The 12668-nt window shown below is 70.7% G+C and carries 8 protein-coding genes and 1 pseudogene; 7 read left to right on the top strand and 2 right to left on the bottom strand.

Going from position 1 to position 12668, the window contains the following annotated elements:
- Positions 1 to 64: 64 nt before the first annotated feature.
- The 7 genes and pseudogenes from eccD to OG371_RS47405 form a co-directional block, all read left to right on the top strand.
- Positions 65 to 1444: a type VII secretion integral membrane protein EccD gene (gene eccD, locus OG371_RS13475; RefSeq protein WP_329073036.1), complete on the top strand. Its 1380-nt coding sequence runs from the start codon at positions 65 to 67 to the stop codon at positions 1442 to 1444.
- Between the two features lie 16 nt (positions 1445 to 1460).
- A complete protein-coding gene (locus tag OG371_RS13470; protein ID WP_329069066.1) occupies positions 1461 to 1730 on the top strand; it encodes a type VII secretion protein EccB in 270 nt (89 codons plus the stop codon).
- A gap of 37 nt (positions 1731 to 1767) precedes the next feature.
- Complete coding sequence (locus tag OG371_RS13465) at positions 1768 to 4863, top strand: hypothetical protein (RefSeq protein WP_329069064.1); 3096 nt, start codon at positions 1768 to 1770, stop codon at positions 4861 to 4863.
- Positions 4864 to 4894: 31 nt separating this feature from the next.
- Positions 4895 to 8215 carry a right-handed parallel beta-helix repeat-containing protein gene (locus OG371_RS13460; RefSeq protein ID WP_329069062.1) on the top strand — a complete coding sequence of 1107 codons (3321 nt, stop codon included), beginning with the start codon at positions 4895 to 4897 and terminating at the stop codon, positions 8213 to 8215.
- Between the two features lie 19 nt (positions 8216 to 8234).
- Positions 8235 to 8633 carry a YbaB/EbfC family nucleoid-associated protein gene (locus OG371_RS13455; protein WP_329069060.1) on the top strand — a complete coding sequence of 133 codons (399 nt, stop codon included), beginning with the start codon at positions 8235 to 8237 and terminating at the stop codon, positions 8631 to 8633.
- On the top strand, positions 8630 to 9499 hold the full coding sequence (locus OG371_RS13450) for a hypothetical protein (protein ID WP_329069059.1): 870 nt from the start codon (positions 8630 to 8632) through the stop codon (positions 9497 to 9499). The genes OG371_RS13455 and OG371_RS13450 overlap by 4 nt, the downstream gene beginning before the upstream one ends.
- A 40-nt stretch (positions 9500 to 9539) precedes the next feature.
- Positions 9540 to 9866: pseudogene (locus OG371_RS47405) on the top strand (WXG100-like domain-containing protein); the annotation flags it as partial.
- Positions 9867 to 10084: 218 nt separating this feature from the next.
- Here OG371_RS47405 and OG371_RS13440 read toward each other — a convergent pair.
- Both OG371_RS13440 and OG371_RS13435 read right to left on the bottom strand, forming a co-directional pair.
- Positions 10085 to 11764, bottom strand: coding sequence for a hypothetical protein (locus OG371_RS13440; protein ID WP_329069055.1), 1680 nt, complete (start codon positions 11762 to 11764; stop codon positions 10085 to 10087).
- A 291-nt stretch (positions 11765 to 12055) separates the two neighbouring features.
- Positions 12056 to 12667 (bottom strand): hypothetical protein, encoded by a 612-nt coding sequence (locus tag OG371_RS13435; protein WP_329069053.1) that lies wholly within the window; start codon positions 12665 to 12667, stop codon positions 12056 to 12058.
- Position 12668 lies beyond the last annotated feature (1 nt).

Genomic DNA, 12668 nt, shown 5'->3' with positions numbered 1-12668 from the left:
ATGTGGCGTTGGGTGCATCCGCGGTAGACGAGACACGTGAAGGAAGGAGCGGACGTTGAGCACCATGCAACAGGGCGAACTGTGCCGGATCACCGTGTACGGCCCCCAGGGCCGCGCCGACCTGGCCGTGCCGATGGCGGTGCCGATCACCAGCCTGCTGCCGGTGCTGCTGCGGCACACCGGCGGCCGCGAGGAGCTGCGGGACTCCTGGGTCCTGCAACGCCTCGGCGACGCGCCGCTCGACCCGGCGGGCACGCCGGAGTCGCTGGACTGGAAGGAGGGCGAGGAGTTCCACCTCCGCCCCCGCCAGGACCCGTTGCCGGAGCTGGACTTCGACGACATCGCCGACGGCATGGCCACGGCGGTGAGCCGTCAGCCCGGACGCTGGAAGCCGGAGTTCAACCGCTGGCTGTTCCTCGGGTTCGCGATCTTCTCCCTGGTCGTGCTGGCCCGCGTGCTGCTGTACCCGGACCTTTCGGTCTTCCCGGCGACCAGCACCGGTGTGGTGGCGCTCGGGCTGCTGGTGGCCGCGGTGTCCACCGGCGTCCAGTCCGAGGACCGGGCGCTGCTGGTGCTGCTGGGCCTCGGCGGCTGCGGCTTCGCGGCCGTGGCCGGCGCGGTCAGCGTGGCCGGCATCGGGCCGGCGTTCGACTTGCAGGGCGCGCCGATTCTGGTGGGCTGCCTGACTTTCGCGCTGGCCGGCGGCCTGGTGATCGGCGGACGGGCCGCGTGGTCCCCGTCGATCCCGTTCGTGCCGTTCGGCGCGGTGGTCGCGACCGGGGCGCTGGGCGCGCTGACGATCTGGCTGCACCTGGGCCCGGAGTTCTCCACGGTGCAGGCGGCCGGGCTGGTCTCGACCGTCCTGATCGGACTGCTGGTGTTCGCCCCGCGCATCGGCATCCGGTTCGCCCGCATCCGCGGCCCGCAGCTGCCGCGCACGGCCGACGAGCTCCAGTACGACATCGAGCCGGCGCCGGCCGAGCAGATGGTGCGCCAGACCGCGTACGCCGACGGTTACCTCACGATCGCGTCGATCGCGACCGCCGTGGTGTTCACGGCCTGCTTCCCGTTCCTGATCGGCGAAGGCCTGTTCCCCGGCCTGCTCGCGTTGCTGGTCTCGGCGGCGGTGCTGATGCGCTCGCGCGCCCTGCTCGGCTCGTGGCAGCGGGTGCCGCTGGCGGTCGCCGGCTCGGTCGGGCTGGTGCTCTACGCGTTGTCGCTGATCGAACCGCTCGCGACGAACTGGCGCGGTGCCAGCGCGTTCGGCCTCGCGCTGGTGTTCTTCCTGCTGGTGCTGGCGATGCTGCGGCCGCCGCCGCGGCGCCTGCTGCCGATCTGGGGCCACCTGGCCAACTGGCTGGAGACGCTCAGCGCGGTCGCGGTGATCCCGATCCTGCTGGAGCTGTTCGGGGTCTACTCCTGGGCCGTCGGGCTCACGGCGTGAAGGGGAGGGACTGACCATGGTGCAGACGCAGAAGGACCACGTCGAGGCCTATTCGTTCCTGATCGGGCGGATGACCTCGGCCCTCGTGCTCGGCGACGCGAGCCACCTCGACGTGCCGGCCAAGCGGGCCTGGACCGGGCTGCTCATCGGCGTGGCCCTCGGCCTGCTGATCGCGGTCGGGTTTTTCGTCTACGGGCTGATCGTGCATCACACCGGCGGCTCGGCGCCGTCTGCACCGGTAGGCGGGACCGGCGGGCCCTCGCACACGATCCGCCAGACCACCTGAGCTCACGGACACCGCGGCAGGAAGGACGAAGGTGATCATGGACCTCTCGCTGATGCGTCGCGGGAACGGTGCCTCCGGCGCCCCCCTCGACAAGCAGACGATCGGCAACGCGCTGGTCGTGCACCCTGCCGCCGGGATGACCGAGGAGGCCCAGGCGCTGGCGCTGGGCGTCGCGGCCGACACCGAGCACGACCTGGTGGTCGTCGACCTGCCGGTGGACTCGCCGATCTCGATGTGGGAGTCGGTGGCCAAGGTGCTGCCGCGGCGCCGTCGCGGGGTCCGGCTGGTGATCGGCGGGCGCTCGCGAGAGACGACGGCGCTGGCCGGGCAGTGGCTGGCCGAGCGGATCAACCGCACGGTGCTGGCGCCGGACGGCTCGGTGATCCCGAACGCCGGCGGCACCCTGTTCGTCCACTCCGGACGCGGCAGCGGCTGGGTCAAGTTCCAGCCCGGCCGTCCGCCGAAGTGGGAGGCCAAGCGCTTCCCGCGCCCTTCTTGGGATTCCGGCCTGACCGCGGAGCTGACGTCCACCAGCTCACGCGGCGTCGCGGAGCCGTTGCCGGGTGGGCTCTGGGTGCGCCCGGTGGGCTTCGACCAGCAGCAGCGCGAGCACCGCGGCGCGCTGGCCCGCGGCCTGCCCGCGCAGCGCGACACCATGACGATCGTGCTCGGCTGCCCCGGCTGCCCGCCGCTCACCCTGGACGACGTCGCCCGCCTGTGGGCCCGGCTGCCGGAGAACGTCCGCGCCAACACTCGTTTCGTGCAGTACGGCCCGATGTCGATGCCCGGCGGCACCACTCTCGGCCAGGCCCTCGCGGACCTGCTGGGCCGCGACATCACGTTTTACCCGGGCCTGCCCGTCGTCGCCGCACAGGCCATCGATGTCCGCACGGTCCTGTTCGACGGCCGCCTCGGCTGGACGACGTTCGTCCGTGAAGTCGGCTACCAGCCGCGCACGCCGCAGGGCTCGCCCGCGCCGCGCCTGCGTGACCACCGCGCCCCGATCAACGGCCTGGACGAGATTTCCCCGGCCGTGTACTGGTACGCGCCCGACGCGGTGATCGAGGTCGTCCAGTCCGGTCTGCTGGTCCGCCCGCCGCAGGACGGCCCCGACACCCCGGCGGTCCGCACGATCACCCTGGACAACTCCGTCAACAACCTCACGTTCGACGCCCCGAGCGAGGACGCGGTCGACCGCATGCGCCTGCTGGCCGAGGACGTCCTGGCGCGCCTGGACGAGCACACCCGCGCGATGAGCCGCGTGCTCCCGGCGGGCGCGCTGATCGCCGAACGCTCCCGTGGGCAGATCCGCAGCAAGGCGCTCGGCGAGATCGAAGCGGGCGCCCCTGTTACTCCCGCCTCCGTCGAGTCCAGCTCGACGGAGGCGGTGACCATCTCGCCGTACCGCCCTGCTGACGCCGCGGACCTGGGTGTGGATGCCACCTCGGAACCGTCCTTCCTGCGCGCCGAGCCGACGATCACCCAGCGGCTGGACCCGGATTTGGGGGCTTCGCTTTCGGCGTCCGCCGTGGGTGTGCCGATCTCGATCACGTCAGCGCGGCTGCCGATGGTGACGGTTGAGGAGAAGGCGGCTGAGAGCGAGCCGGCTGACGGGAAGGCTGCTGAGGGCGAGTCCTCGGCTCCGGCGGCTGGCTCGGTTTCGGGCCCGGTTTCGGCGCCCGTCCCAGCTCCTGTTGCAGCCCCGGTCCCGGCTGCGGCTCCTTCGATGTCGGCCTCAGCTGCTCCGGCCGCCCTGCCTTTCTCGACCGCTCCGGCAACTCCGGCTCCCTCCTGGTCGACTGGTCCGGCTGCCCCGGTCTCAGCTGCTCCGACCTCGTCGACCCCGTCGGTCTCGGCCCCGATTGCCCCGACAGGCTCGGTTCCCTCGACTGCTCCGATTGCTCCGACCCCGCCGCGACTTCCGGCGTCGAACTTCACCCCGCCCAACTTCACGCCGCCGAACTTCTCCACGCCTCCGGCGTCGAGCTTGCGGCCGTCGTCCGCGCCGGTTTTCCCGGTGACGCCGCCCTCTCCGATCCCTCCGGCCATGCCGCCCGCCGGGATGCCGATGGCTTCAACCCCGCCCGCGACCCCGCCCGCCGGAATGCCGCCGGTGCCCGCGGCCCCGCCTGCCGGGATGCCACCGGTGCCCGCGGCCCCGCCTGTCCCGCCCGCGGTCGCGCCGCCGTCCCTGCCGGTCGCCGACCTGCCCAGCCCCGTCGAGCCGAAAACCACCGCCCCCGAGCCAACTCCGGCTCCCGAACCAATCGCGGCACCCGAACCGGCGCCCCCGGCCGTAACCGCGACCGAGCCCACCAACACCCAACGTTCCGCCGCCCTCCAGCCCACCCCAGGCCCCGAGTCCACCGCTCTCCTCCCCAAACGCGGCGTCGACAAGGAACGTGAATGGCTGCGCAAGTCCCTCGGCGCGGAGTACGGCCTGATGTCCAACTCGGTCGCCCGCATCCTGTCCGAGCACCCCGGGTTCCAGGGCGCGCTGTCGACCTCGTCGGTGGAAGTCCTCACCGATGCGGTCGCCGTGCAGCTGTACCTCTCGGCCAAGGGCACTGCGATCGACGCCGGGTTGCGCAGTGGCGTCAACGGGCCGCACGTGCCCATCGCGCGTTGTGTGGTCGCGGGGCTGAGCCGGCTGCCATCGCACCGGGGGCCCGCGACGTTCGCGACCTCCCTGTCCAGCAGTGCGACCACGCTGTACCGGACGCAGAAAGTCCTCACCGAGTGGGGTTTCCTGAACACGCTGACCCAGCCGTCGTCCACACTGGACGGTGACACCGACGTGCTGGTCTGGTCGATCACCGCGCGGCGCACGAAGCTGCTGGAGCCCGCCGAGGCCGGGGTGCAGAACCGGGTGCTGTTCGTGCCCGGCACCAGCTTCAAGGTGCTGGAGCTGCGCGAGCCCGCCGACGGCGCGCGCGGCCTGGTGCTGTTGCGGGAGCTGACCGCGAGCGAGGTCGACGAGACCGGCAAGGTCGCGTCCGACCGGATCTCGCTGGACGAGCTGGCGCTGGTCTCGCTGCGCCGCGAACTCGAGGTGTGGGCCGAGGCCGAGGGGCGCCGGCCGATGGACAAGAAGGCGGCGCAGCGGTTCACCGCGCTTCCGGGGCTGGTGTGACTGTGGTGTTGAGGCGGGAGAGGCGGATTCGATGAACCGACAGTTGCTCGTGGTCGCCGGCGACCGGCAGGGCGCGTTCCCGACGATCGGCGCGGCGCTGGCGCAGGCCCAGCCCGGCGCGACGATCAGCGTGTACCCGGGCCGCTACGAGGAGAACCTCGTGGTGGACCGCATGGTTTCGCTGGTCGCCGAGGAGGGGGCGGGCACCGTCGAGGTGGTCGCGCGGGACGGCAGTGTGCTCGTCGCGAACTCCGAAGCCGTGCAGCTGCGCGGATTCACCCTGATCAGCGAGGACGACAAGCTGGTGGCCGTGGACGTCGTCCGCGGCGAGGCGGCACTCGACGGCTGCCGTGTCGTCGGCGCGTCCTGGGCGACGCTGCTCGCGCGCCTTCAGGGCTCGCTCGCGGTGCGCGGGTGCAGCGTCACCAGCAGCGCCGGCGCGGGCATCGTCATCGCCTCGCCCGCGCAGAGCACGATCGAAGACACCGAGATCGCGGACGCCGCTTCGTCCGGCGTGGTGGTGGCCGAGGTCGGCTCGGTGGTGCTGCGCCGGTGCACCGTTTCCCGCCCGCAAGGCAACGGCATCTGCGTGAACGGCGAGGCCGTCGCCGTCATCGAGCAGTGCGAGATCTCCGGGGCGCAGAAGCCCGCGATGGTCGTGGAGCAGCAGGGGCAGGCGACCGTCACGGGCCTCACCGTGCGCGAGAGCGCGAATGTCGACCTGTACCTGACCAGCCAGGGCCGCGTCTCCGTCGCCGGCTCGCAGTTCCTCTCCGCGCCGATGCAGGCCGCGCACGTGGCGGCGACGTCCGCGCCGCTGCTGCGCGAGTGCCTCTTCTCCGGCGCCGAGCGCAACGCGGTGCAGGCGACCGGCAACGCGGCCCCGCAGTTCGTCGACTGCACGTTCGAGGGCTCGCCGGTCGCGATCATGGTCGACGGCGAGGCGGCGCCGCGGTTCGAGCGCGCGACCGTCCGGGGCTCCTCGCAGACGGCCGTGCTGGTCACGGCCGAGTCGGCGGTCAAGATCACCGGGCTGCGCCTGACCACGGATGCCGGTGCCGGCATCGTCCTTTCCGGACAGTCGCGATTGGACTTGGCCGACGCGTCGATCGAGACCGGCCGCGAGGTCGCCGTCAGCGTCACGGAGGCGGCGCGCCTCACCGTCACCGACATCCGGGTCGGCTCCACCGCCGAGCACGCCGTTCAGCTCGGCGGGAGCACGCCGTCTTCGCTGAAGTCCGTGCTGGTGCGCGGCGGTGGCGTCCAGGTGGCCGGTGAGGTCGAGATCTCCTTGCAGGACAGCGAAATCGCGGACGCGAAGGCGGACGGCATCACCGTCTCGCCGGGCGCGGTGCTCAGCGCTTCACGCTGCCGGGTGCGCAACGCGGGACGCAACGGCGTCGCGGTCGAGGAGCGCGCGCGGGTGTCGCTGGTCGAGTGCGAGGTGCTGGGCGCCGCCGAGGACGGCTTCCGGCTCGACACGCGCGAGGCCGTCACCATCCGGGACTGCGTGGTCAACGACGCGGGCGGCGAGCCGGTGCACCGCTTCGGCGAAGACCAGGTGACGGTGGACAACCTGAGCACCGACCAGGCGCGCCCCACGCCGGAGCCGATGATGCCGGCCGGCTCCTTCCCCGAGCCCGGCGAGACGCCCGCCGCGACCACGGTCAGCGAGGCGGCCGGCGAGGTGCTCGATGGCCCGCTCGGCGACCTGGAGTCGCTGGTCGGCCTGGCCGGGGTGAAGAAGGAAGTCACCGGCCTGATCAACCTGATCAAGATGTCCCAGATGCGCGAGCGCATGGGCCTGCCGATGCCGCCGATGAGCCGTCACCTGGTGTTCGCGGGCCCTCCTGGCACCGGTAAGACCACCGTCGCGCGGCTGTACGGCACGGTGCTCGCGGAGCTGGGCATCCTGTCCAAGGGGCACATGGTCGAGGTCGCGCGCGCGGACCTGGTCGGCCAGTACATCGGCTCGACGGCGATCAAGACCACCGAGGTGGTCGAGAAGGCCATCGGCGGCGTGCTGTTCATCGACGAGGCGTACACGCTGGCGGCGGGCTCCGGCGGCTCCGGCCCGGACTTCGGCCAGGAAGCCATCGACGCGCTGATGAAGATCATGGAGGACCAGCGTGATTCGCTGGTGGTGATCGTCGCCGGCTACTCCGAGCAGATGGTGCAGTTCCTCGACTCGAACCCCGGCCTCGCCTCGCGGTTCACGCGCACGATCGAGTTCCCCAACTACAGCGTCGATGAGCTGGTCACCATCACCACCGGGCTGACCCGCAAGCACTACTACGAGCTGACCGACGACGCGATGACCACGCTGCGCGAGTACTTCGAGCGGGTGCCGAAGAACTCCACGTTCGGCAACGGCCGTGTGGCGCGCAAGCTGTTCGAGGCCATGGTGAACAACCAGGCGTCGCGGCTCGCGTTGCAGCCGCCGTCCAAGGACTCGGAGCTGAACCGGCTCACGGCCGAGGACCTGCGCGCGGAGCTGGCGCTGCTGCCGTCGGCGGCGCAGGCGGCGGTTTCGGTCGGCTCCGACCCGGCCGCGGCCGTCGGCGCGAGCACGGGCTGGAACCGGCTGCGGAACCTGGTCGGCCAGAACACCGTGCGCCAGCACGCGCAGAACCAGCTGGTCCGGCTCGGCGGGCTCAAGCAGACGCGTCAACCGTTGGGCCAGCTCGCGAACGTCGTGATCGGCGGCCCGCGCGGGTCCGGCCGGGCCGAGTTCGCCCGGCTCTACGCGTTGACGCTGGCCGAACTCGGGCTGGTCAGCGTCGGGCAGCTCGTGCGGTGCTCGGTGGCCGACGACCTGTTCCCGCGCTGGCCCGGGCAGGCCGAGCACCTGGTGCGCACCGCCATGGACGACGCGAGCGGCGGCGTGCTGGTCCTCGACCTCGACGGTGATTGGGAGGCCTCGACGCACACCCCGGGCGTCGAGGTGATCGAGGCCGTCGCCGAAGCCGTGTCACGACGCCCGGCGGACCCGGTGGTCGTGCTCACCGGCGATGCCCGGCGCGTGTCGGCCCTGCTGGGCCTGGTGCCCACGCTGCGCAACCAGTTCACCGTCGGCTGGGAGCTCGGCGAGTACACAGTGGACGAACTGACCGAGGTCGCGGTGCGCCAGCTGGCCCGGCGCGGCCACGACGTGCCCGAGGAGGTCCGCGACGCGCTGGCCCACGAGCTGGCGTCGTCGTCCGAGCACACGGTGCACGCGGCGCACGAACTGGCGCGGACGCTGTCGGCCACCGCCGCGTCCCGCACCCTCGCGGCCGCGGACCTGCGCGGCATCCGGCCGCCGGAGACCGGTGCGCTGGCGCTCGGCCAGGGATTGGCATCGGTGGGATGACGGACCAGGGAGGTTTCTGATGGCTTCGCCGTACGAGAAAATGCTCGAGGACGCGCTGGGCGCGTACCAGCGTCAGCGCGAGCGTCTCACGGACGTCAAAGAGAAGATGGACTCGCTCACCAGCACTGCCACCTCGGCCCGGCGCGAGGTGACGGCCACCGTCGGGCGCACCGGTGAGCTGACCGAGCTGTCGTTCCCGACCAGCGCGTACAAGCGGATGGCGCCGGCCGAACTGGCGTCGGTGATCGTGCGGACCATCTCGGAGGCGCGGCAGGCGTCGATCGCCGCGTCGGCCGAAGAGCTGGCGCCGATGCTGCCGCCCGGTTTCTCGGCGCAGGACATGATGAGCGGCAAGGTGGACGTGCGGGCGCTGATCGCCGCGCGGGTGCCGGGCCTCGATGAAGGGAACCGGACATGAGCGAGTTCTTCGTCGACGCCGACGGCCTCGACACCGGCCGCAACGGGTTCGGGGAGAAGGCGTCCGAGATCGAGAGCCTGGCCCAGCTCATCGCCTCGCTGGGCGACCCGGGCCGGGTCGCCGCGGCGGCGGGAAATGACAACAACGGCACCAGCTTCACCCAGACGCACGTGAAGGCCGTCAGTGAGATCCACGACGGGATCAAGGCGTGGTCACGCGCGGTCGACGGCACCAAGGACGCGATCGGCGACATGGCCAGCTCGTTCCGCGAGGCCGACGCAGGGGCGTTCGACATGGCGACGGACCTGCGGAACAGCTTCGAGAAGCTGAACGACGGGTCGGGTGGTTCTTCTGACGGTTCTTCTGATGGTTCCTCGAATCCGCCGGTGCAGCCGACGAAGGCGTTCATGACCAAGCGGCGGCTGGCCGAGCCAGGTGAGCCTGCCGAGTTTCGCGCGCTGGAGCCCATGAAGAAGGGCGAGATGATCCCGGCCGAGCAGGGCGTGCTCGCGGAGCGGATGCCGGCCAGTCAGCTGATGCCCGCGGAGAAGGGCGTGCTGGCGGACCGGATACCGGCCGAGCAGACCGTGCCGCTGGAACCGGCTCGGCGGATCGAGGCGATGCCCGCGGAGCCGGGTGTGCCCGCGGAACCTTTGCAGCCACGGGAATTCGTGCGTTCGTCGAAGCCGGAAGAGCCGTTGCAGCCGACCGAGTCGTTCCGGGCGGAGCGGCGTCCGGCCGACCCGGGCGTGCCCGCGGAGCCGTTGCAGCCGACCGAGTCGTTCCCGCGCGATGTCGGGGTTCGTGACGAGGGCGTGGTCACCGAGGCCGTCTCGACCCCGCCGATCCCCACGAACCCGGCCTGATTTGTTGTCCTGCGGCAAAGGAAAGTGAGGTGAACCCGCGATGAGCCTGATGGTCGATCCCAGCCTGAACTGGATCTTCTACATCATCGCGGGTGACGCCTGGCCGCAGGGCGACGAGGACGCGTTGCGCGAGCTGGCCGCCGAATGGGACCAGGTCGCGCAACGGATCGCGTCCGCGGGCCAGGGTTTCAACCAGCTGTCGCAGCACGTGACCGCGAACGTCGGCGGTGACGTGCAGACCAATTTCGCCAATTTCGCGAACAATCTGAGCACGATGGGCGCGACGTTCGTGGCGCGGGCGCAGCAGCAGGCGGCGTCGTTGCGTGAGCAGGCGCTGAACATCGAAAACGCCAAGTACGGCATGTTGATCTCGATCGCGGTGACGGCGGCCGAGGTGCTGTGGGCGTTGGCGGACCCGTTCACGGCGCCGTTGGTGCCGGAGATCATGGCGGTGGGCCGGGAGGTCGTCAACGAGGTCGAGCGGACGTTGATCCAGCGCTTGACCAGCCTGCTCGCGCGGATCGCGCACGAGGCGGCGCAGGAGGCGGTCGAAGAGGTCGCGGAGGACATGCTCGCGCAGGGAATTCAGATGGCGCAGGGCAACCGCAACGGTTTCGACTGGAATTCCATCAAGCAGTCCGCAATCCTCGGCGGCGCGGGCGGCGCTTTCGCCCACGGTGCCGGAAAAGGCCTCGGAAAGTTCGACAACAAGTTTGGCACGAACTTCTCGAAAAACGTCTTCGGCGAGTCCGGCATCGAAGCCGCCACGGAGGTAGTGGTCGGCGGCCTGGGCGCGGTCGCCTTCGGCGGCGGCCTGGACAGCCTGGGCTGGTCAGCGTTGAACGGCGGCCTGAGCGGCGCGGCCACCCACGGAGCCCACCACGCCGGCGAATCCCTGGCCGACAAGATAAACGGCGGCGGCGACACCGGCGGCAAAGGCGGCGGCCCCAACGACGTCGGTGACACGGGCTTCAACAAAGGCAACGTCGGCGACATCAAAGCCCCACCCCCACCCACGGGCGGGGACCATGGACCGTCTACAACAGACACTGGTGGTCCTTCCGGGAATTCTGGCCCAACTCCGGGCGGCGCGGGTTCCCCTGGCCCGGGCTCGTCGGGCGGCGGTCCTTCCAGCGCTGGCGGGGGCACCTCGGGCAACGGTCCGTCCACCACTGGCGGGGGCTCCTCGAGCAACGGCTCCTCTGGCGCGGGCTCTCCCGGCAACGGCTCTTCGGGCAACTCGTCGGGTAATTCCTCGGGCAACTCTCTTGGCAACTCCCCGGGCAACGTCGGCTCCCCGCCGCCGAGCGGCAGCAACCACCAGACCAGCACCCCCACCGGCGCGAACACCCCAAACACCAGCGGCACCAACAACAACACCACGAACAACGGCGGCGCGAACAACGGAAGTTCCAACACCGGCACCAACAACTCCAACGGCGGCGCTAACGCCGGTACCCCCAACTCCAGCGGTGCTAACAACGGCGCCACCAACTCCAACGGCGCTAACTCCGGTGCCACCAACTCAGGTGGCGTCAACACTGGGGGCACCAACACTGGCGGCACTAACTCCGGTGCCACCAACTCAGGTGGCGTCAACACTGGGGGCACCAACACTGGCGGCACTAACACCGGTGGCGCCAACTCTGGCGGAACCAACTCCAGCACGACCTCTGGCGGCGCCAACTCCGACGGCACGACCTCCGGCAGTACAAACTCCGGCGGTACTAGCTCCGGAACCACCAGTCCCGGAAACAGTTCAGGCCCCCAGAACACCAGCTCCGCAACCCCCGGCCCAGCCAATTCCAGCACCAACGGCACCGGTACCCCAAACACCACCCCTCCACCGTCAACAACTCCAGGCAACTCCGGAAGCGTCACGACAGGCACCCCTGTCCCCCCACCAGCGACGCCAGGCAGCCCGACCGCGGGTTCCGTCAACACGGGCAGCACCGTCCAGCCCCCCTCAAACGCGGGCACCCCCACTTCCACCCCACCCCCCGCGAACACCGGTGGCACCACGTCGACCCCACCGCCCGCGTCTACTGGTGGCAGCTCTTCTACCCCGCCCCCGGCGAACGCCGGTACACCCACATCAACGCATCCGCCCTCGAATACGGGCTCGTCGACGTCGACCCCACCGCCGGCGAACAGCGGCATTTCGACGTCGACTCCGCCGCCGGAGAACAGCGGCATCTCCACGTCGACTCCGCCTCCCGCGAACGTTGGCAACAGCACTGCCACACCACCGCCGTCGGTTGGCACGCATTCAACTCCGGCTCCCTCTCCCTCGACGGGGATCGGAAACGCCTCGCCCACCCCCGGCGGGCAGAACCACAGTGACGGCGGCCTGCCCGGTTTCGCCGGCCGTCCGCACACCGATTCCCCCATCACCAATCAGCCGACGGGACCGAGCACCTCCCCGAGCGCGCTGACCCACCCCGGCCCGGCGCCCAGCACGGCTGTCAACACAGGCCCCGCGCCGAGCACGGCCACGCACACAGGCCCCACTCCGAACACAAACGCCAACGTCGGCCCCACTCCGGGCACGACCACTCACAGTGGGCCCACACCGAACACCACCCAGAACTCCGGCACCACCAACACCGGCTCGATCAATTCCGGCACGCACCCGGGAACCACCAACACCGGCAACACCAACACGGAGACCACTACCGGGCCCGGCAACGCCACGACCACCAGTCCCGGCAACACCAATACCGGTACCAGCACCAGCACCAACTCCGGCACGAACCCGAATCCCAACACCACCACCCAGAACTCCGGCACCAACGGCCCCAAGACCGAGCCCACCACCGGCACGACCCCATCCGGGAACAAGTCAGTGCCGACGGCTGTGGCGGGCAGCATCGGTGGGGTCAAGCCGACGTCCGGGCCTGACGTGACATCGACGGGGACCGCCGGAGAACACAACAGCAGCGTCGACGTGCCAAGTTCACTCCGGCACGACCCGACACCTACCCCACAGACCTCGACCAGCCCCGATCCGAAGGTCGACACCGCACCGAAGCAGGCCTCGTCCACCGGCAGCAAGGCGGAGAGCCACCCCAACACGAACACCAGCAGCGACACCGGTGGCAAAGTCGACACCAGCGTCGGCAGCAAGGTCGAGACCAACCCCAACACGAACACCAACGTCGATACCAAG

The organism is Amycolatopsis sp. NBC_01480 (assembly GCF_036227205.1).
GTDB lineage: Bacteria > Actinomycetota > Actinomycetes > Mycobacteriales > Pseudonocardiaceae > Amycolatopsis.
The sequence above is the reverse complement of the archived record's forward strand: the minus strand, read 5'-3'. Positions and strand labels throughout refer to the sequence as shown.

Excerpts from the sequence above, each read along its gene's own strand:
- OG371_RS13450 (WP_329069059.1), top strand. The coding sequence starts at position 8,630 with ATGAGCGAGTTCTTCGTCGACGCCGACGGCCTCGACACCGGCCGCAAC.
- OG371_RS13460 (WP_329069062.1), top strand. The coding sequence starts at position 4,895 with ATGAACCGACAGTTGCTCGTGGTCGCCGGCGACCGGCAGGGCGCGTTC.
- OG371_RS13465 (WP_329069064.1), top strand. The coding sequence starts at position 1,768 with ATGGACCTCTCGCTGATGCGTCGCGGGAACGGTGCCTCCGGCGCCCCC.
- OG371_RS13455 (WP_329069060.1), top strand. The coding sequence starts at position 8,235 with ATGGCTTCGCCGTACGAGAAAATGCTCGAGGACGCGCTGGGCGCGTAC.
- OG371_RS13470 (WP_329069066.1), top strand. The coding sequence starts at position 1,461 with ATGGTGCAGACGCAGAAGGACCACGTCGAGGCCTATTCGTTCCTGATC.
- eccD (WP_329073036.1), top strand. The coding sequence starts at position 65 with ATGCAACAGGGCGAACTGTGCCGGATCACCGTGTACGGCCCCCAGGGC.